The organism is Streptomyces sp. NBC_00096, from assembly GCF_045041305.1.
Classification (GTDB): Bacteria; Actinomycetota; Actinomycetes; order Streptomycetales; family Streptomycetaceae; genus Streptomyces.
Window position 1 is genome coordinate 2261461 of the sequence record NZ_CP108221.1, and the last position, 20061, is coordinate 2281521.

Consider the following 20061-nt stretch of genomic DNA (forward strand, 5'->3'; position numbering starts at 1 on the left):
CGAGAGAGAAGAGGACGTCCGATGACGAAGAAGTTCCTGCCCGCCGCCCTGCTCACCCTGACCACCGCCCTCACCCTCGCGGCGGCCCCCGCCGCCACCGCCGCGAGCGGCCAGGGCCCCGGCGGCGAGGGTTCGCGTACACGGATCTCCACGGCCTTCACCCTCCCCGGCGCGAAGGTCTTCCCCGAGGGCATAGCCGCCGACCCCCGCACCGGCACGGTCTACGTCGGCTCCTACACGGACGGCACCGTCTACCGGGCCCGCCCCGGCGGGCGTACGGCGGAGGTCTTCCTGCCCTCCGGCACCGACGGCCGCCACACCGCGAACGGACTGCGGGTCGACGCGCACGGCAGGCTCTGGGTGACCGACTCCACCTCGGGCGTATCGGTCTACGACACCCGCTCGGGGGCCCGTACGGCCCACTTCGAGATCCCCGGGAGCGAGCCGCGCTTCCTCAACGACCTGGCCGTCACCCCGGACGGCACCGCGTACCTCACCGACAGCGTCCGCGCGGTGGTCTACCGGGTGACCCCGGACCAGCTCGCCGCCGGCTCCGGCCCGCTGCTGCCCGCGTACGACCTGAGCGGGCGGCTCACCCCGTCCCCGGCGGGCAGCTTCAACCTGAACGGCATCACGGCGGACCCGGCCGGCCGCTTCCTGCTCACCGTGGACATGACGGCGGGCGATCTGTACCGCATCGACCCGCGCTCCGGCGCGGTCTCCCGGGTCGCCCTCACCGGCGGCGACCTGAAGACCGCCGACGGCCTCGACCTCGCCCCCGGCGGTGTCCTGCGCGCGGCCCAGAACACGCGGAACACCCTGAGCCGCTGGCAGCTCTCGGCGGACGGCACCCGGGCCCGGCTGGTCCGCACCGTCACGGACCCCTCGCTGCAGATCCCGACCACGCTGGCCCGGGTCCCGGGCCGCACCCTGGTGGTCCGGTCCCAGTTCGACAAGGACGGCGGACCGATGCCCTCCACCGGCGCCCCGACCGCGTTCACGGTCGCCTCGGTCCGCGGACTCTGAGTCCGCCGGCGGATCCCTGGTCCGCCACGGGACACGGAGCTCAATGCCCCGCCCACTCCTCCGCGGCGAGCGGCGCGGCGTTGAGTCCGTCGCGGCGACTGCGCCAGTCGGGCATGAAGCGGTCCATCAGCTCGGCGAAGCGCGGGCCGTGCCCTCGTTCGAGGTAGTGGAGCATCTCGTGCACGACGACGTACTCAAGGCACTGGGGATGCTTCTTGGCCAGTTCGGAGTTGAACCACAGACGGCGGCTCTCCCGGTTGCAGGAGCCCCACTTGGTCTTCATCCGGCGGATGCCCCACCACGGCACCGACACCTCCAGCTTCGCCTCCCAGCGCTCGATGAGCGCGGGAATCGCCTGGCGGAGCTGCTCGCGGTACCACTGGTCGAGGAGATCACTGCGTCGCTCGTCACCGGTGCCGGGCGCCACGTACAGCAGCAGTCGGTCACCCCCGATCTCGACGTGCGGGCGCCCCGGCCGCTCGATGACCTTCAGACGGCGTCGCACGCCCCAGACGTGGTGGGACTCGCCTCCGACCATCTCGCGCACGGACTGCCGCTCGGCCGAGCGCAGTTGCTCCTGCTGGCGTTTGATCCACGGCAACCGCTGGATGACGGCCAGGCGAACCTGATCGTCATCCAGCTGCCGGGGCGCGGCCACCCTGACCCGCCCCGCGGGCGGGTAGACGCCGATGTGCAGGTTCTTGATGTCCTTGTAGACCACGTGGACATCGATGCCGCGGACGGTGAGATGGACGCTAGTGGTACTCATGCCGAGCTTTCACCAGTTCGAGGAGCTCGTCGAGCCGGTCGAAAGCGTCGGGAAGCGCCCGCTTGACGGCGTTGCGGACCTTCCGCTCCCGCAACGGGTTCCCCACCCACGCGTACGGCTTGGAGTGGAGCACCGCCGTGTCGACCGTGGCGGCCAGGTGCTCATCGGGGAGGAAGAAGTCGACCAGCGCCCGCTGCGTCCCGTTGCCGGCCCAGGCGGGGTACGTGTGGCCGCTGTCCGAATCCCCGCTGCCGAGCTGCGCGGCGGTCTCCAGCAGTCTGGCGAGGTAGTCCTGGTACTCGATCGCTCCCCGGCGCCGTTCCTCGATTATGGCGTCGAGCAGTTCCGACATCCTGTCGAAGTACTTGGGGTTCGTCGCGCGCTCTTCGACGATCAGCTTCCGCATGTTGTTGGTGATTGTCTCGGCGACGGCCTGAGGGCTGTTCCTGATGCCCTTCGGCAGCTTGTCGACGGCTCCGGCGCCCAGTTCGACGATGAGCTGGATGAGCCCGGTCTCCTCGAAGTCGGACACGGTCTCGGACGGGTCCGCCTGGATGTAGGTGTCGAGCAGGAAGCGCATGCCGGCCTCGTACTGCTTGAAGTCGACGTCCTCGCCGGCCCCGAGCTTCACCTCGTCGCGGACGTCCGCGTAGTGCCGGATCTCGGCCCGGATGTCCTCGGTCTCCCGGCTGGTGTACCCGGCGGCCTCCATGTCGTTGGCCAGGTTGGCGAAGGCCCGCGTGACCGCGGCCACGGCCTTGTAGAGCTCGACGCGCTTGGGCTCATTGGCCTTGAGCTGTTCGGCGCTACCGGGATCGTCCGTGCAGAAGTACTGCTGGTACTGGAGCGTGTCCCGGGGTGGTGCCACCACCTCGCAGAGCGCACGGATCCGCTCCAGCGCATCGTCGAGGTCCTCCCGGGCCCGTGCGATCCGGTCGGTCAGCAGGCCCCCGACGTCCTCCGGCTCGTACGCCTCGAGGGCGCCGGAGGTGTAGTCCGTGATGGCGTCCCGGAGGGAGTGGAACAGGTCCCGGTAGTCGACGATGCAGCCGAATTCCTTGTCGTCCCCGTCGAGACGGTTGACCCGGCAGATGGCCTGGAACAGGCCGTGGTCACGCATCTTCTTGTCGATGTACAGGTACGTGGCGCTCGGGGCGTCGAACCCGGTCAGGAGCTTGTCGACCACGATGAGCAGGCGCATGCGGCCGGGCTCCTCGAGGAACTGCCTCCTGACCTCCTTCTCGAACTGCTCGACCTTGGCCATGGCGACGTCCTCGGGTTCGCCGAAGTGGTCGGCGAGCATCCTCCGGTAGATCTCGTACTGGCGGAGCTTCTCCGTCTGGCCCGCGCCGGAGTCCTCCTTGGAGACGGCACCGGGCCTCGGGGCGTAGCTGGTGACGATGGCGCACTTCCCCCGGAAGCCCGCGTGGGAGAACAGCTCGTAGAACTTGCACGCCTGGTAGATGTCCGCCCCCACGAGCATGGCGTTGCCGCGCCCGTCCATCAGCCGGGGCTTGGTCTCCATGTCGAGCAGGATGTCCTGCACGATCTGCTTCGCCCGGGGCTCGGAGGAGACGACCTTCTGCATCGTGCCCCAGCGCTTCTTCAGCTCCGCCCTGGACAGGTCGGTCATGCCCCTGGTCTTGGCCTCGAACCACTTGTCCACCTGCGCCGGCGATGTCAGGTGCTGGTCGATGGTGCGGGCCTCGTAGCGCAGATCGAGTACGACACCGTCCTCGACGGCCTCGTCGAACCTGTACGTGTGGATGAACGACCCGAAGGTCGCCGTGCTGGTGGCCTTGTCCGCCTTGAGCAGCGGCGTCCCCGTGAAGCCGATGAACATGGCGCCCGGCAGCAGTTCCTTCATCGCCTCGTGCATCTTGCCGGACTGGGTGCGGTGGGCTTCGTCGACGAAGACGAAGAGGTTGCCCTTGACCCTGAAGTCCTTCGGGATCCTGGCGTTGAGGTCCCTGACGAACTCGCTGCCCGCCCCGGCGTCGTCCTCCTCGTCCGCCGGGCCGCGGAACTTGTGCACGAGGGAGCACATGAGCCACTCGGTGGACTTGTTCAGGGTGTCCAGGAGGTCCGCGGCACTGCTGGTGCGGTGGATCTGCTCGTTGACGCCGTTGAAGACCTTCTCGATCTGATCGTCCAGCTCGGTGCGATCGGTGATCAGCAGGACCCTCGCGTCCTCCTGGTGCTCCCGGATCCACTTGGCCAGCCACACCATCGTGAGCGACTTGCCCGACCCCTGGGTGTGCCAGATGATGCCGCCCTCACGCCGGCCGATGTGTTCCTGTGCGGCCTTGACCCCGAAGTACTGGTTGTGACGGCACGCCTTGCGGACACCGGCGTCGAAGACGGTGAAATCGTGGATCAGCTCGAGCAGCCGTTCCTTGCCGCACATCTGGAGCAGCGCCCGGTCCAGCGGCTCCTCCACACCGGAGGGCTCCTTCCACTCCAGCCAGTACTTCTCGGGCGTGTCGATGACGCCGTAGCGCAGGCCCTCCACGTCATTGCCGGCCAGGACGAGCTGGACCGTGGAGAAGAACGACCGGATGAACTCGGGCTTCTGATTGCCGATGGTCTGCCGGATGCCCTCGCTGACGGCCACCCGGGAGCGCTTGAGTTCCAGGGTCACCAGGGCCAGGCCGTTGACGTAGAGCACGATGTCGGGCCGCTTCGTCTGCTGCCCGACGATCGTCACCTCCTCGACGACGACGAAGTCGTTCGCCTGGGGGTCGGCCCAGTCGATGAGCCAGACCGTCTCGTACTGCTCACCGGCTCCCGGCTTGACCTTCACCCCGTAGCGCAGGAGCTCGTAGACTTCGCGGTTCGCCTCGTACAGGTTCCGCCCGCCGCCGAGCGCGGCGGCCTTGCCCAGCTGGTCGAGTGCTTTGCCGACGACGGCGCTGCCGTAGCCGCGGGCGAGCAGATTGCGCTCCAGCAGTTCGGCCACGATGTTCGAGTTGCCCGGACGGCGCTCCCAGCTACCGAGGTAGCGGTACCGCAGCTGCTCCGCGAACAGCCGCACGACCCGGTTCTGTGCCTCGCGCTCGACTTGCCCGACGTTGCTCATTCATCGTCCTCCCCCTGAACAGGCAGGCGCGTCCGTCCGGTGAGGAGCTCCTGCATCATGCCGGTCTTCTGTTCCCGCGCCTTCCCGAGCCTCCTGTGGAGGAGGCTGAGCTCGCGGTCGGCGTCGATCAGCACCGCGGCCACCGCGTCCTGTTCGCCGCGCCCCGGGATCTCGGCGGTGACCGCCGCGAGCGCGCGAGCGCTGATGTGGACGACGGCATCGCCCTGTCCCGCCCGCGCCTTCTGCTGGGCGAGGGCCGAGGAATTCGCGAGGGTGGCCAGGTAGACCGGATTGAAGTCGGTGCCGCGGAGGACCAGGATGTCGCCACCGGCGACGGCTTCCTGTTCGCCCACGTAGGCGACGCACATGCCGATCTCATCGCGCGTCTCTCCGGAGCCGGCGAAGAGGAGGTCACCCGGGAGGATCGGCAGGGCAGTGGCGGCGACGTCACGGCTGACGAACGAACGGGTCACTGCCGTGTAGTTGGTGAATTCCGTGTACAGCTCGCCGTACCGGATGCAGGGAACTCCAGAAGGCCGTACGTCGTCGCGCCTGACGCCGCGCCCCTTCAGGAAGGTTCCGAGCTCTCCCAGCGTCACCTCGGCCCACGGCTCGGTGAATCCGGGAAGGCGCATCCTGCCCGTGAGGAGCTGCTGCATGAGCCCCTGCCGGACCGCCTGCTTCTTGGCGATCAAGCGCTCGAGGGCCGCGATGCACCCGTCCGCGTCCGAAAGGGCGTCGGCGATCCGCGTCTGTTCGGGCAAAGACGGCACCACCGTGGTCAGTGCGGCCACGGCGGACAGGTTCATGCCCGCCTTGGCGCCGGTGTCGGTGGCACCGACGAACCGGCGCTGGGGCTCCCAGCTCGAGAGGTAGTAGGCGACGAATCGGCTGTCGGCCGCGCGCGGATCCAGACGTACGCGTGCGATGTGCTGATTGATGTAGGCGGGCGTCGGAACGCTTTCGTCCACGTGCCCGATGATGCCGATGTCGGCCGTGATGGAGACGAGGAGGTCGCCGGCCACGAGACGTGTCCGTACGGCCTCGGCGTTGTCCGGATCCACGTCCACGAACCGCGATTTCGTGAGATCGAGGTGAATGTCGTCCCGGTTGAGGTTCGTGATGCGGACGAACAGACTTCCGTGATCGGCGTAATGCGATGCCCAGCCCCGCGAACCACTGGTGACCCGGGCTCCGAGCTCCGCCAGGGTCTTCCTGGGCCACGGCGCCACCGGAGGCGTCATGCCCGCACCCCCAGCGCCGCGAGGTGCTCGTTGACCCTCGCCTCGAAGGTGTCCAGCTGCGCATCCAGCACGCCCACCGTCTCGACGTAGCGCTCACCCAGCAGGTGGATGCGCGAGACCAGTGCGAGGGTCAGGGCCTCCACCTCGGCCGACACCCGGCGCGCCACCGTCGCCCGCCACTTGTCGTCCAGTACGACTTCGCGTACGTCGCCCTCCGTGAGGTCGCCGTACTTCTTCAGCGTGGCGAGGTGGAGTGCCTCCTCCGCCTCCTTGACGGCCTTCTTGGCCACCGCTTCCGCGTTGTACAGCTTGATGAGGTGGGCCAGGGCCTCCACCTCGTCGGCATCCGCCCTTTCGTACCGCGCCTTCTTCAGGCGGTCCGAGGCGAGGGCCTTGCTGATCTTGTCCTCTGCCATGGCGTCCGCCAGGAGCCCGCCCTCGACGGCGTGCTCCTCGACGTACTCCTCGACCAGGCGGCTGCTGTCCTCCGCCGCCGCCACGAGCCCGTCGAGCTCGGCCCGCTCCTTCGCGAAGTAGCGGGCCGCGATGAGGGCCGGCGGGATGAGGTCCATCTTGTACTTGTTGGCGCCGCGTCCCGAGCCCACCACCAGGTCGGGCGTCTCCGCGAGCTTGCGGTCCTTGTTCGCCGTGATCAGCCTCGGCTTGGCGGCGTCCAGCCAGCCGTCATTCATGATCATGAAGACGTCGTCGTGCATGACCTCGTGCCAGTACGTCATGAGCTGCTCGTAGACGCCGTACTCGTCCAGCAGCGGCACCGACCTGAAGCGGGCGAGCAGGTCGTCGCCGATGGTGGCGACGAGTTCGTTCGGCTTGGTGTCGGCGTCGATCCCTTCGAGCCGCTCGCGGTGGGCGCCGAACCACTTGAGGGTGAGCTCCTGGGCCCCGTCGGTGAACCTCTGGAACGCGGCCGAGTCGAGGATCGCCTGCTGGACCCGGCCGACTTCGATGGTCAGGTCGCTGTAGCCGGGGCGGTTCGGCTGGAACAGCCGGCCGCGCAGTTGCGGGAAGGCGTCCCAGTATCCGCCGAGTGCGTCGAGGTCGCGGTCGGGGATGCCTCCGTGCAGGTGGGCGTGGAGGTCCTGGACGTCCTCGGTTTCGGAGGAGTCGATGTAGCGGGAGATGTTGAGGTTGTAGTCGTTCTTCGGGTCGGCGATCTCCGCCAGCCCGACCATGCGCGAGTAGCGCTCGACCGGGGTCTGCCGCGTGAAGACGTCGACGATCTTGTGGAGGTCCTGGCTGCGGAGGCGGTTCTTGTTCCCGTCCTTGCTGAAGCCCTTGGACGCGTCGACCATGAAGACGCCGGTGCGGCCGACGGCGTTCTCCTTGTCCAGCACGATGATGCAGGCGGGGATGGTGGTCCCGTAGAAGAGGTTCGCGGGGAGGCCGATGATGCCCTTGATCAATCCCTGCTTCAGCAGGCGCCGCCGGATGTCGGCCTCGGCGTTGCCGCGGAAGAGCACGCCGTGCGGGAGGATGACCGCCGCCTTGCCCGTGCTGTTGAGCGACTTGAGGATGTGCAGCAGGAAGGCGTAGTCGCCGTTCTTCGCCGGCGGCCGGCCGTACTCGAAGCGGCCGTACTCCTGCTCCAGGCCATTGCTCCAGGACTTGACCGAGAACGGCGGGTTGGCGACCGCGAAGTCGAAGGTCTCGAGCGCCTGGCCCTTGGTGAACTGCGGGCTCGTGATGGTGTCGCCCTTGAGGACGTCGGCGTCCGCGTGCCCGTGCAGGATCATGTTCATCTTGGACAGTGCCCAGGTCGCGTTGTCCTTCTCCTGCCCGTAGATCGTGATGCCGCGCGGTGCCTCGGCGGCGACCTTCAGGAGCAGCGAGCCGGAGCCGCACGTCGGGTCGTAGACCGTCTGGTCCTGACTGGTCTCCTTGGTGATGCCGACCACCTTGGCCAGCACGCGCGAGACTTCGGCGGGCGTGTAGAACTGCCCCTTGCTCTTGCCGGACTCGGTGGCGAAGTGGCGCATCAAGTACTCGTAGGCGTCGCCGAGCAGGTCGTCGCCCTCCGCGCGGGAACCGCGGAAGTCCAGGTCGTTGAAGATCGCGACGAGCTTGGAGAGTCGGTCCTGCATCTCCTTGCCCTTGCCGAGCTTCTCCTCGTCGCTGAAATCGGCGAGGTCGATGATGTTGTGCAGGTTGCTGGCCTCGGCGAGCCTGGAGATGATCTTGTTGAAGCGGTCGCCGATCTCCTTGTCACCCTTGGCGGCGAGCATGTCGTCGAAGGAACCGCCCGGCGGGACGACGATGAGGCTGTCAGGGTCCGCCTTGGCCTTGTCGGAGACGTACTTCACGAAGAGCAGCGTGAGGATGTAGTCCTTGTACTGGCCGGCGTCCATCCCGCCGCGCAACTCGTCGCAGCTCTTCCAGAGCGAGCTGTAGAGGTCTGTCTTCTTGAGGGCCAAGGCTCTGTTCTTCCTGGTATGTCATGGCGGACGCGCGGGCCACCAACCCTGATGCCCGCGGCGTGACGCACGTCGCACGGCCGCTTGTCGGCCGCCGGTGCGAGTACCACTCAAGCGGCAGCCGAGTCCACGCCGGAAGCGTAGTCGAGAGAGCTGCTGAGCCGCCCCGTACGGGAACCCCGCTGAGCCCCGGCAACACCGCCGCGCGCTCCGGCTGCTCCCGGCGGCCCGGCGGCGGCGTCCACTCGTCACCCAGTTCCTCCGGCAGGTCGCGCCGGGTACGGATCGAGGGCGCAAGGCCCCCTCATGAGGGCTGCGATCGCTAGGGTCGGCTCTTGACCGCACTGCCCGACTGGATGCGCCCGCCGCGCGCGGAAGGCTGGTTCGCGGAGGACCTCGACCGCCTCCCCGAGGCACCCCGCCACACCGAGCTGATCGACGGAGCCCTCGCCTTCATGCTGTCGCCCCGGCGCTGGTGGCACGGAGAGATCGTCACCGACCTCACGTTGGCTCTCAGGGCGCAGGCCCCGGCGGGCTTCAGGGTCGGCCGGGAGATGACCATCCGCCTCGATGCCCGGAACCGCCCGGAATCCTCCGCCACGCGCTCCAGCGATCCGTGCCGTTCGAGATCGGCCTCGATCTGGACAATCCGGCACCGGGCCAGTCGGCCTGACACCGCGATTCCAAGTCGGCACCAAGTCAGCACGGGAATACAGAAAGGGCCGGACTCGACGGAGCCCGACCCTGCTGGCCTGCATGTCACTCCACTCCACAGAGTCGGTCTCAAGGGCGCTATCCCTCAAGGCCTCAAGATCCACTGTGTAGGTCAGCGTGCCCACACGGCCGAAGGGGCCGTCCGCGTCAACCTGGAATTCGTACACCTTGGGCTGTTCCGAGGAGAAGAGTTGATGGCCCACATCCATGACGAAGGGGATGCGGCGCTTGGGGGGAAGGGTTGCGATGCGCCGACCAACAGCACGGTTGAGGGTCTCGGCCCGCTCGGCACCCAGAGTGGTCTGGAGCGGAGGACTCACCGAGATGCGCACGTTGCGGGCCAGCGTCTGGCCGATGTTCTCGATCACCAGCACAAGCAATGACGAACCAGGGATGCGGGGCCCGATGTCGACGATGACGTACGGTTCCGCCTGCTCGCGTTGGGCCCTCTCCGTGAGGGCGTTGGCCTCGGCAACCGCCCTCGCCTGACGCCGGTTGTAGACGAGAGACCAGAACGCGGCCGTCGTGGAGAATGGAAAGTTGCCGAAAATCATCCGGCTGAGATCGTCTGCTCCCCAGCCTGAGCTGCTGACCGCTACCGTGAAGCCATGACCGCACTGCCCGAGTGGATGCGCCCGCCGCGCGCGGAAGGCTGGTTCGCGGAGGACTTGGACCGCCTCCCGGAAGCGCCGCGCCACACCGAGCTGATCGACGGAGCCCTCGTATTCATGATGTCGCCCCAGCGCTGGTGGCACGGAGAGATCGTCACCGACCTCACGTTGGCTCTCAGGTCGCAGGCCCCAGCGGGCTTCAGGGTCGGCCGGGGGATGACCATCCGCCTCGATGCCCGGAACCGCCCGGAACCGGACCTAGTGGTGACCACGGCCCCCTACGACCCCGACTGCACCTGGTTCGCTCCCGAAGATGTCCAACTCGTCATCGAGGTCGTCTCACCGGAATCTGCCCACCGGGACCGGACCGTCAAGCTTCGCAAGTACGCCGAGGCCGGCATCCGGCACTACTGGTGCATCGAAGACGAGGACACCGTCCCCGCCGTCCACGTCTATGAGCTCGACGAGCCGACCGGCTCGTACGCGCCGGCGGGAATCCTCCGCCACGCGCTCCATCGATCCCTGCCGTTCGAGATCAGCCTCGATCTGGACAAGCTGACACCGGGCCAGTCGGGCTGACACCGCAATTCCAAGTCAGCACCAAGTCAGCACGGGAATACAGAAAGGGTCGGACTCGACGGAGCCCGACCCTTCCGGCCTGCACATTTGACTAATCAATTAACGTACAGTATGGACGCCATTACACGTTGAAGCGGAACTCCACCACGTCGCCGTCCTGCATGACGTAGTCCTTGCCCTCCATGCGGGCCTTGCCCTTGGAGCGGGCTTCGGCGACCGAGCCGCATTCGACCAGGTCCGCGAAGGAGATGATCTCCGCCTTGATGAAGCCGCGCTGGAAGTCGGTGTGGATCACGCCGGCGGCCTCGGGGGCGGTGGCGCCCTTCTTGATGGTCCAGGCGCGGGTTTCCTTCGGGCCGGCCGTCAGGTAGGTCTGCAGGCCCAGGGTGGCGAAGCCGACGCGGCCGAGGGTGGCCATGCCGGGCTCTTCCTGGCCGACCGACTGGAGGAGCTCGAGCGCCTCGTCGTCCTCGAGCTCGATGAGCTCCGCCTCCAGCTTGGCGTTCAGGAAGATGGCCTCGGCCGGGGCCACCAGCGCGCTCTGCTCCGCCTTGAAGGCGTCGTCCGTCAGCTCGTCCTCGTCCACGTTGAAGACGTAGAGGAAGGGCTTGACCGTGAGGAGGTGGAGCTCGTGGAGCAGGTCGCCCTGCTCCGTGCCCTTCGAGATGCCCTTGGAGAAGAGCGTGTCGCCGGCTTCCAGGATCTTCTGGGCCTTCTCCACGGCCGCGAGGACCGCGACCTTCTCCTTCTGGAGGCGGGACTCCTTCGTCAGGCGCGGCACCGCCTTCTCGATGGACTGGAGGTCCGCGAGGATCAGCTCGGTGTTGATCGTCTCGATGTCGTCCTTCGGCGAGACCTTGCCGTCGACGTGGACGACGTTCTCGTCCTTGAAGGCGCGGATGACCTGGCAGATCGCGTCCGACTCGCGGATGTTCGCGAGGAACTTGTTGCCGAGGCCCTCGCCCTCCGAGGCACCGCGCACGATGCCCGCGATGTCGACGAAGTCGACCGTCGCCGGGAGGAGCTTCTGCGAACCGAAGATGCCGGCCAGGACGCCGAGGCGCGCGTCCGGAACGCCGACGACGCCGACGTTCGGCTCGATCGTGGCGAACGGGTAGTTGGCCGCCAGCACGTCGTTCTTGGTCAGGGCGTTGAACAGGGTCGACTTGCCGACATTCGGCAGGCCGACGATTCCGATCGTGAGCGACACGTTGGCGACTTCCCGTAGCTGGAGGGGGCGGCGGCCCGGAGTGGGCCAGCGGACAGTTTACTTTCCGATGAGGGGGCACGGATGTACGCGTGTCCGGGCACGCGATCGACGGGCTCCCGCCTAGTTTTGTGGGGTGGAGCGATACAAGGCGCGTACGGTACGTCACCCAGCGGAGCGGGCCGCCGCCAAGGCATCGGGGCCCGCCGCCCCCGGCCGGCCGGCGGTACGGCGCCTGCCGCGGCCCCGGCTGACCGGGATCGGCGGCGGGATCTTCGCCTGTGCCGCCATGTTCCTGGTCGGCGGCATCGACTGGCTGCTGTTCGACGCCTCGCTGTTCGCCTACGGGCTGCTCTTCCTGCCCGTGGCGGCGGCCACCGCCCTGTGGGTGCGGCCGGCCGACCTGATCACCGCACCCATCACCGCCCCGATCGCCTTCGCCGCCGGAGTGTGGCCCGTGTCGGGCGGCTCCGGCGGCTTCGCCGGGGAGGTGATGGGGCTGGTGTCCGCGCTGTCCCTGCACGCCGGCTGGCTGTACGCCGGGACGCTGGTGGCCGCGCTCATCGCGGTCGTGCGCAAGGCCGTCCTCATCGGCCGCCGGCGGATGCCCCGACGCGTCGCCTGACCGGCCGACGGCAGCACCGGCGGCAGCGACAGCGACAGCAGCGGCTACCCGGACGCCGACGCCGGGCGCGCCGCCATCGCCGCGCCCACGATGCCCGCGTTGTTCTGCAGCTTCGCCGGAACGATCTCCGCCCGTACGCCCTCGATCAGCGGCAGGAACTTCTCCGGCTTGCGGCTCACGCCGCCCCCGATGATGAACAGGTCCGGGGAGAACAGCATCTCCACGTGCGCCAGGTACTTACCCACCCGGTGCGCCCAGCGCTCCCAGGTCAGGTCCCCGTCCTCCTTGGCCTTCACCGAAGCCCGCGTCTCCGCGTCGTGGCCCTTGAGCTCCAGGTGGCCCAGCTCGGTGTTGGGCACCAGCCGCCCGTCCGTGAAGAGGGCGCTGCCGATCCCGGTGCCCAGCGTGAGCAGGATGACGGTGCCGGCGACCCCGCGCCCCGCCCCGTAGGTCATTTCCGCGACCCCGGCAGCGTCCGCGTCGTTCAGGACCGTGACCGGCAGGCCGTCCAGGCGCGAGGAGAGCAGCGCCGCCGTGTCGACGCCCACCCAGCCCTTGTCCATGTTGGCCGCCGACCGGGTCACCCCGCCCGTGACCACCCCCGGGAACGTCACCCCCACCGGGCCGTTCCAGTCGAAGTGGCGCACCACCTCGACGACACAGCCGGCCACCCCGTCGGGGGTGGCCGGATGCGGTGTCAGTACCTTGTGGCGCTCCTGCGCCAGGTCGCCACGGTTCAGGTCCACGGGAGCGCCCTTGATCCCGGAACCACCGATGTCCACGCCGAAGATCTCCATGGACACACCGTACGAAACGGCCCGCCGATGCGCTCTGTTACGGACGGACCGGACGGACCGGACCGACCGAACGGAGCGACCGAACGGACCGAACGGACCTACTTCTGCACGCCCGGCTCCGCGCCCGGCTCCGCGTCCGGCTCCGCGCCCGACCCCGCGCCCCGGCCCGCCACCAGCTCCGCCGCCTCCGCACGCAGGTCGCGGCGCAGCTCCTTCGGCAGCGAGAAGACGATCGACTCTTCGGCGGTCTTGACGATCTCCACGTCCGCGTACCCGCGCGCGCCGAGCCACGCCAGCACCTCGTCGACCAGCACCTCCGGCACGGAGGCGCCCGAGGTCAGACCGACGGTGGTGACGCCCTCCAGCCAGGCCTCGTCGATCTCGCTCGCGAAGTCCACGAGGTACGCGGCGCCCGCGCCCGCGTCGAGGGCGACCTCGACGAGCCGGATGGAGTTCGAGGAGTTCTTGGAGCCGACGACGATGACCAGGTCGCAGTCCGCGCCCATCACCTTGACCGCCTCCTGGCGGTTCGAGGTGGCGTAGCAGATGTCATCGCTCGGCGGCGAGACCAGCAGCGGGAACTTGGTCTTCAGCGCGCCGACCGTCTCCATCGTCTCGTCGACGGAGAGCGTGGTCTGCGACAGCCAGACGACCTTCGACTCGTCGCGGACGGTGACCTTCTCCACGTCGTGCGGGCCGTCCACGATGGTGATGTGGTCCGGGGCCTCGCCGGAGGTGCCGATGACCTCCTCGTGGCCCTCGTGACCGATGAGGAGGATGTCGAAGTCCTCGTTCGCGTACCGGATCGCTTCCTTGTGCACCTTGGTGACCAGCGGGCAGGTCGCGTCGATCGTCGCGAGCTTGCCGCGCGCCGCCTCCTCGTGGACCACCGGGGCGACGCCGTGCGCCGAGAACATCACGATGGAGCCCTCGGGCACCTCCTCCGTCCGCTCGACGAAGACGGCGCCCTTCTTCTCCAGGGTCTGGACCACGTACTTGTTGTGCACGATCTCGTGCCGGACGTAGACCGGCGCACCGTACTGCTCGAGGGCCTTCTCGACAGCGATCACGGCTCGGTCGACGCCCGCGCAGTAGCCGCGGGGGGCGGCGAGCAGGACGCGGCGGGATGCGGCAGCAGGGGCGGGAGCAGTCATAGGCTCCATCGTACGGGGGTCTCCAGCAGGCCGGGCGTCCCCCGTTCGGCAGAGACTGGGTCGAACATCCACACCGGCGATCCCCCGGAGGAACGATGGCGTCCGTGACGGATTCCAGCACGACGCCCGGCCCACCCGGTGCGCCCCGCGCGCCCGGTACCGCCCTGCGCCGCAGTCTCGGTTTCCGGGACCTGGTCGTCTACGGGCTGCTCTTCATCGCCCCCATGGCCCCGGTCGGCGTCTTCGGGACCCTGGACGCCAAATCGCACGGCGCCGTCGCCCTGGTCTACCTCTTCGCGACGGTCGCGATGGCCTTCACCGCCTTCTCCTACGCGCAGATGGTGCGGGTCGCCCCGCAGGCCGGCTCCGTGTTCACGTACGCCCGCAAGGGCCTCGGCGAGGGCCCCGGCCTGATCGCCGGGTGGATGGCGATGCTCGACTACCTGCTGATCCCGGCGGTCGCGTACCTCTTCTCCGGGATCGCCATGAACGCCCTGGTCCCGGAGGTCTCCCGGTGGGTGTGGACGGCCCTGGCGGTGGTGGTGACCACGCTGCTGAACCTGTGGGGCGTACGGGCCGCCGCGCGGGTGGGCTTCGCCGTGCTGGCCATGGAGATCGCGGTCCTGCTGGTGTTCCTGGTCTCGGCGGTGACCGTACTGGCCCGGGGCGCGGAGCACCGCGGCTGGCTCTCCCCCTTCACGGGCGACGGCTCGCTCGGCGGCTTCTCGATGGCCGCCGTGCTCGGCGCGGTCTCCGTGGCGGTCCTGTCCTACCTGGGCTTCGACGCCATCGCCTCCTTCGCCGAGGAGGTGACGGGAGGCAGCGCGAAGGTGGCTCGGGCCGTGCTGTTCTGCCTGGCCCTGACCGGGGTGCTGTTCATCGCCCAGACCTATCTGGCGGCCCTCCTCAGCCCCCTCTCGGCGGCGGAGCTGGCCGCCGATCCGGGGAAGCAGGGCTCGGCCTTCTACACGACGGTGGAGGCCTCCGTGGGGATGTGGCTGCACGACCTGGTCGCCGTCAGCAAGGCGATCGGGGCCGCCTTCGCGGCGCTGGCGGGGCAGGCCGCGGCCGGCCGGCTGCTCTTCGCGATGGCCCGCGAGCGGCGGCTGCCGCGCGCGCTCGCCCGTACCTCGCACGGCACCCCGCGCCCGGCCCTGCTGGTGGCGGCGACGGTGACGCTGGTCGCGGCCGTGTGGGCGGCCCGCCGCGACGACGGCCTGGACCACCTGGTCTCGGTGGTCGACATCGGGGCGCTGGTGGCGTTCACCCTGCTGCACGCCTCGGTGGTCGGCTGGTTCGTGGTCAAGCGGCGCGAGGGCGCCCCGAACTGGTTCACGCACCTGGTGCTCCCGGTCCTCGGCGCGGCCGTGACCGTCGCGGTGATCGTCGAGGCCTCGTGGACGGCTCAGCTGGTGGGGGCGGTGTGGCTGCTGGTGGGCCTGGGCGTGCTGGTGGCCCAGCGCGGGCGACGCGCGGGCGATCGCGGCTCCGGGCCCGGCGCCGCTGTCGGTGCGGGCGGTTAGCCTGCACGCATGGGTCTGAATACGTCGGCTGACGCGCCGCTGCCGGTCGGTCAGGTGTCCCGGCTCATCGGGGGCTGGATCGACAAGCTCGGCCAGGTGTGGGTGGAAGGGCAGATCACGCAGCTCTCCCGGCGGCCGGGGGCGGGGGTGGTCTTCCTGACGCTGCGCGATCCCTCGCACGACATCTCGCTCAGCGTGACCTGCTACCGCCAGGTCTTCGACGAGGTCGCGGACTCCGTGACGGAGGGCGCGCGCGTCGTCGTGCTCGCCAAGCCGGAGTGGTACGCCCCGCGCGGGCAGCTGTCCCTGCGGGCGACCGAGATACGGCCCGTCGGCATCGGCGAGCTCCTGGCCCGCCTGGAGCGGCTCAAGCGCTCCCTGGCCTCCGAGGGGCTCTTCGCGGCGGACCGCAAGAAGCCGCTGCCCTTCCTGCCGCAGCTGATCGGGCTGGTCGTGGGCCGGGCCTCGGCGGCCGAGCGCGACGTGCTGGAGAACGCCCGGCGCAGGTGGCCGGCGGTCCGCTTCGAGGTCCGCAACGTCGCCGTCCAGGGGGTGCACGCGGTGCCCCAGGTGATCGAGGCGGTCAAGGAGCTCGACGCCATGCCCGAGGTCGACGTGATCATCGTGGCGCGCGGCGGCGGCAGCGTGGAGGACCTGCTGCCGTTCTCCGACGAGGAGGTCGTACGGACCGTCGCGGCAGCCCGTACCCCCGTGGTCTCGGCGATCGGGCACGAGCCGGACTCCCCGCTGCTGGACCTTGTCGCGGACCTGCGGGCGTCCACGCCCACGGACGCCGCGAAGAAGGTGGTCCCGGACGTGGGCGAGGAGCTGGAGCGGGTGCGCCAGCTGCAGGGCCGGGGGCTGCGCGCCGTGCGCGGGCTGCTCGACCGGGAGGAGCGGGGGCTCGCGCACGCGCTCGCCCGGCCGGTCTTCGTCCATCCGCAGCGGATGGTGGAGACCCGGGAGGCGGAGCTGGACGCCCTGCTGGCACGGAGCCGGCGGACCCTGGGGCACCTGCTGGACCGGGCCGATTCGGAGCTGGCGCACACGCTCGCCCGCGTGGTGGCGCTGTCCCCGGCCGCCACGCTGGAGCGCGGGTACGCGGTGCTGCAGCGGGCCGACGGGCACGTCGTGCGTTCGCCCGAGGACGTGTCTGCGGGTGACGTGCTGCGGGCGCGGGTGGCGGAGGGCGCGTTCTCGGTACGGGTCTGCGACGACGCCTCGTAGGGCGGACGGGACGCGGACGGGACGACATACCGCCGCAACAAATTCGTTGTACTACACATATAAGGTGGGATCGGGAATGGCCGAGACGGACGCGGCGCTGGGGTACGAGCAGGCCCGGGACGAACTGATCGAGGTCGTCCGCAAGCTGGAGGCCGGCGGCACCTCGCTGGAGGACTCCCTCGCGCTCTGGGAGCGCGGCGAGGAGCTCGCGAAGGTGTGCCGCCACTGGCTGGAGGGCGCCCGCGCCCGGCTGGACTCGGCGCTGGCGGCCCGTGAGGCCGCGGAGGGCCGTACGGCGGCCGACGGGGAGGACCGCGGGGAGTGACCTCGGTCACCCCGACAGGATTTAGTTGAACTTTCACCTATCTCCGTCGTAATCTCGGAGCATCGCTTCAGTTCCGTACAGAAGAAGGCTTTCCGATGTCTCTCGTTCTCGACGCCGCCGCTCAGGACCTCCTCTTCCGTGAGGCGCGTACCGCCAACACGTTCTCCGACGAGCCGGTGACCGAGGAGCAGATCCAGGCGATCTACGACCTGGTGAAGTTCGGCCCGACCGCCTTCAACCAGACGCCGCTGCGGATCACGCTGGTCCGCTCCCCCGAGGCCCGCGAGCGTCTCGTGAAGCACATGGCCGAGGGCAACCGGCCCAAGACCGCCACCGCCCCGCTGGTCGCGATCCTGTCCGCGGACAACGAGTTCCACGAGGAGCTCCCGCAGCTGCTCCCGCACTTCCCGCAGGCCAAGGACGTCTTCTTCGCCGAGCGTCCGGTCCGCGAGCAGTCCGCGCTGGTCAACGCCACGCTGCAGGCCGCGTACTTCATCGTGGGCATCCGCGCCGCCGGCCTGGCCGCCGGCCCGATGACCGGCCTGGACTTCGCCGGCGTCCAGAAGGAGTTCCTGGACGGCGACCACACCCCGCTGATGGTCATCAACATCGGCAAGCCGGGCGAGGAGGCCTGGTTCCCGCGCTCCCCGCGCCTGGAGTTCGACCAGGTCATCACGACCGTCTGAGCCACCGCTCCCGCAGCACGGCAGCCGCGGCAACGCGGCACCGCAGCCGCCGCGCCGCAGTAACGCAGAGGGCCGCGCACCCCGGAACCCCGGGGCGCGCGGCCCTTTCGCGTACCGCCGCGCGCGTCAGCCGGCCCCGGCCCGCGCGCGTCAGCCCTGCTTCTCGACGCCCTGCTTGAACTCCAGCGCCGCGGCCATCGCCCCGAGCTGCTCGAAGGAGGCCGTCCCGGTCACCACCGTGACGTAGCCCTGCTCGTGCCGCACGAGCGCGTCGTACTTCTCGCCGTCCCAGCGCTCCCAGGTCCGGTCCCCGACCTGCTGCGTCTGCCCGGTGGCCTTCGCCTTCTGCGTGACCTTCCCGATGAACCCGTCCGTGGCGTCCGTGGACTGCTCGACGCCGACGTACTGCTGCTGCGGGTCCAGGAAGCCCAGGTGCCAGGCGTTGGCGCTCTTGCGCTCGTAGGCCACCGAGGTCGCCCGCCACTCCTGCGGCAGCCCGACGGGGGCCGCCACGGGGTACGGAGCCGCGCGCCGGGCCGTGAGCGTTTCGACCCGGTAGTCGATCACCCGCGTCGGATCGGCCTTCTCGTCATGTGGGATGACCACGTAGATCCCCCCGACCACGACGCCGAGCACGACCAGCGACCGGACCATGTCCAGAACCGTCTGCTTGCCTTTCATACCTGCCACGACACCATCGTCCCGCATGGCCGCGGGCGATCACCGCCGGGGTCCGCGTGGCGCTGCGCGGGCGGCGCAAGATGTCCGCTCAGGACAATCGGCTGACCGATATGGCGCTCATACGTGACCCGGTCTGCTCAATATGTCGACGTACCGATAGAGTCCAGGGACCCTCACTTCCGGCCGTCGCCGTACAGAAAGGTGCGCTCCGATGACCGAGCACAACCTGCCGCCCCAGCTCGAAGTCTCTCCGGAGGCACCCGACCGCAACCTCGCCCTGGAGCTCGTCCGGGTCACCGAGGCCGCCGCCATGGCCGCGGGCCGATGGGTCGGGCGCGGCGACAAGCTCGGCGCCGACGGCGCTGCCGTCAACGCGATGCGGACCCTGATCTCCACCGTTTCGATGAACGGCGTCGTCGTCATCGGCGAGGGCGAGAAGGACGAAGCCCCGATGCTCTTCAACGGCGAGCGGGTCGGCGACGGCACCGGTGCCGAGGTCGACATCGCCGTGGACCCGATCGACGGCACCACCCTGAACGCCAAGGGCATGCCGAACGCCATCGCCGTACTGGCCGCCGCCGACCGCGGCACCATGTTCGACCCGTCCGCGGTGTTCTACATGGAGAAGCTGGTCACCGGTCCCGAGGCCGCCGACTTCGTCGACATCAACGCCCCGGTCTCCGTCAACATCCGCCGCGTCGCCAAGGCCAAGAACATGGCCGTGGAGGACGTCACCGTGGTCATCCTCGACCGCCCCCGCCACGAGGGCATCGTCAAGGAGATCCGCGAGACCGGCGCGCGCATCAAGTTCATCTCCGACGGCGACGTCGCCGGCTCGGTCATGGCGGTGCGCGAGGGCACGGGCGTCGACCTGCTCCTCGGCATCGGCGGCACCCCCGAGGGCATCATCTCGGCGTGCGCCATCAAGTGCCTCGGCGGCACCATCCAGGGCAAGCTGTGGCCCAAGGACGAGGCCGAGCGCCAGAAGGCCATCGACGCGGGTCACGACCTGGACCGGGTCCTGCACACCAACGACCTGGTCTCCGGCGACAACGTCTTCTTCGTCGCCACCGGCATCACGGACGGCGAGCTGCTGCGCGGCGTCCACTACCGCTCGGAGACCGCGACGACCTCCTCGCTGGTCATGCGCTCGAAGTCGGGCACGATCCGGCAGATCGACTCGACCCACCGGCTCTCGAAGCTCCGCGCCTACAGCGCGATCGACTTCGACCGCGCCCAGTAGGCCGTAGACGGCACGGCGAAAGGGGCGTTCCCGCGTGCGGCGGGAACGCCCCTTGCCGTATGCCGTGCCTGCGGCTCTCCGCGCCCACGGGGCTTCGTGCCCACGACACCCCGTGACCCACGACGCCTCCTGCCCTACG

16 protein-coding genes and 1 pseudogene are annotated in these 20061 nt (G+C 69.3%); 9 read left to right on the forward strand and 8 right to left on the reverse strand.

Annotation, left to right across the window (positions count from 1 at the left end; all coding sequences use genetic code 11):
- The first annotated feature begins 21 nt into the window (after positions 1–21).
- The gene (locus OG904_RS09605) at positions 22–1026 is read left to right on the forward strand and encodes an SMP-30/gluconolactonase/LRE family protein (protein WP_405489331.1); all 1005 of its coding nucleotides are present in this window, start codon (positions 22–24) and stop codon (positions 1024–1026) included.
- Positions 1027–1066: 40 nt separating this feature from the next.
- On the opposite strand, the gene OG904_RS09610 is transcribed toward OG904_RS09605, so the two are convergent.
- The 4 genes from OG904_RS09610 to OG904_RS09625 are packed head-to-tail and all read right to left on the reverse strand — an operon-like array spanning position 1067 to position 8550.
- Entirely contained in the window at positions 1067–1795 is a 729-nt protein-coding gene (locus OG904_RS09610; RefSeq protein WP_405489333.1) for a M48 family metallopeptidase, read from the reverse strand.
- Positions 1782–4874 carry a type I restriction endonuclease subunit R gene (locus OG904_RS09615; RefSeq protein WP_405489335.1) on the reverse strand — a complete coding sequence of 1031 codons (3093 nt, stop codon included), beginning with the start codon at positions 4872–4874 and terminating at the stop codon, positions 1782–1784. The genes OG904_RS09610 and OG904_RS09615 overlap by 14 nt, the downstream gene beginning before the upstream one ends.
- Positions 4871–6118, reverse strand: coding sequence for a restriction endonuclease subunit S (locus tag OG904_RS09620; RefSeq protein WP_405489337.1), 1248 nt, complete (start codon positions 6116–6118; stop codon positions 4871–4873). The genes OG904_RS09615 and OG904_RS09620 overlap by 4 nt, the downstream gene beginning before the upstream one ends.
- Entirely contained in the window at positions 6115–8550 is a 2436-nt protein-coding gene (locus tag OG904_RS09625) for an N-6 DNA methylase (RefSeq protein WP_405489339.1), read from the reverse strand. Before OG904_RS09625 ends, OG904_RS09620 begins: the two co-directional genes overlap by 4 nt.
- Positions 8551–8885: 335 nt before the next feature.
- Between OG904_RS09625 and OG904_RS09630 the strand changes: the two are divergent.
- Together OG904_RS09630 and OG904_RS09635 are read left to right on the forward strand one after the other, a co-directional pair.
- Positions 8886–9140 (forward strand): annotated as a pseudogene (locus OG904_RS09630) (Uma2 family endonuclease); the annotation flags it as partial.
- A gap of 732 nt (positions 9141–9872) precedes the next feature.
- On the forward strand, positions 9873–10454 hold the full coding sequence (locus tag OG904_RS09635; protein ID WP_405489341.1) for a Uma2 family endonuclease: 582 nt from the start codon (positions 9873–9875) through the stop codon (positions 10452–10454).
- 121 nt (positions 10455–10575) lie between these two features.
- On the opposite strand, the gene ychF is transcribed toward OG904_RS09635, so the two are convergent.
- Complete coding sequence (gene ychF / locus OG904_RS09640; protein ID WP_405489343.1) at positions 10576–11664, reverse strand: redox-regulated ATPase YchF; 1089 nt, start codon at positions 11662–11664, stop codon at positions 10576–10578.
- Positions 11665–11797: 133 nt separating this feature from the next.
- On the opposite strand from ychF, the gene OG904_RS09645 reads away from it, so the two are divergent.
- Positions 11798–12286, forward strand: a complete 489-nt coding sequence (locus OG904_RS09645; protein WP_405489345.1) for a DUF6542 domain-containing protein — start codon at positions 11798–11800, stop codon at positions 12284–12286.
- A 44-nt stretch (positions 12287–12330) separates the two neighbouring features.
- On the opposite strand, the gene ppgK is transcribed toward OG904_RS09645, so the two are convergent.
- Both ppgK and OG904_RS09655 read right to left on the reverse strand, forming a co-directional pair.
- Positions 12331–13083: a polyphosphate--glucose phosphotransferase gene (gene ppgK / locus OG904_RS09650; RefSeq protein WP_405489347.1), complete on the reverse strand. Its 753-nt coding sequence runs from the start codon at positions 13081–13083 to the stop codon at positions 12331–12333.
- A gap of 98 nt (positions 13084–13181) precedes the next feature.
- Positions 13182–14246 carry a 4-hydroxy-3-methylbut-2-enyl diphosphate reductase gene (locus OG904_RS09655; RefSeq protein WP_405489349.1) on the reverse strand — a complete coding sequence of 355 codons (1065 nt, stop codon included), beginning with the start codon at positions 14244–14246 and terminating at the stop codon, positions 13182–13184.
- An 86-nt stretch (positions 14247–14332) separates the two neighbouring features.
- Here OG904_RS09655 and OG904_RS09660 point away from each other — a divergent pair, with 86 nt between their 5' ends.
- From OG904_RS09660 to OG904_RS09675, 4 genes are all read left to right on the forward strand, one after another.
- Positions 14333–15760 carry an APC family permease gene (locus OG904_RS09660; protein WP_405489352.1) on the forward strand — a complete coding sequence of 476 codons (1428 nt, stop codon included), beginning with the start codon at positions 14333–14335 and terminating at the stop codon, positions 15758–15760.
- Positions 15761–15769: 9 nt separating this feature from the next.
- Entirely contained in the window at positions 15770–16987 is a 1218-nt protein-coding gene (xseA, locus tag OG904_RS09665; protein ID WP_405489354.1) for an exodeoxyribonuclease VII large subunit, read from the forward strand.
- A gap of 76 nt (positions 16988–17063) precedes the next feature.
- Positions 17064–17312, forward strand: a complete 249-nt coding sequence (locus OG904_RS09670) for an exodeoxyribonuclease VII small subunit (protein WP_405489356.1) — start codon at positions 17064–17066, stop codon at positions 17310–17312.
- A gap of 95 nt (positions 17313–17407) precedes the next feature.
- On the forward strand, positions 17408–17998 hold the full coding sequence (locus tag OG904_RS09675) for a malonic semialdehyde reductase (RefSeq protein ID WP_405489358.1): 591 nt from the start codon (positions 17408–17410) through the stop codon (positions 17996–17998).
- A 150-nt stretch (positions 17999–18148) separates the two neighbouring features.
- Here OG904_RS09675 and OG904_RS09680 read toward each other — a convergent pair whose 3' ends face one another.
- Positions 18149–18679 (reverse strand): DUF4245 domain-containing protein, encoded by a 531-nt coding sequence (locus OG904_RS09680; RefSeq protein ID WP_405497900.1) that lies wholly within the window; start codon positions 18677–18679, stop codon positions 18149–18151.
- A gap of 211 nt (positions 18680–18890) precedes the next feature.
- On the opposite strand from OG904_RS09680, the gene glpX reads away from it, so the two are divergent.
- The gene (gene glpX, locus OG904_RS09685) at positions 18891–19922 is read left to right on the forward strand and encodes a class II fructose-bisphosphatase (RefSeq protein ID WP_354379662.1); all 1032 of its coding nucleotides are present in this window, start codon (positions 18891–18893) and stop codon (positions 19920–19922) included.
- Positions 19923–20061: the final 139 nt, after the last annotated feature.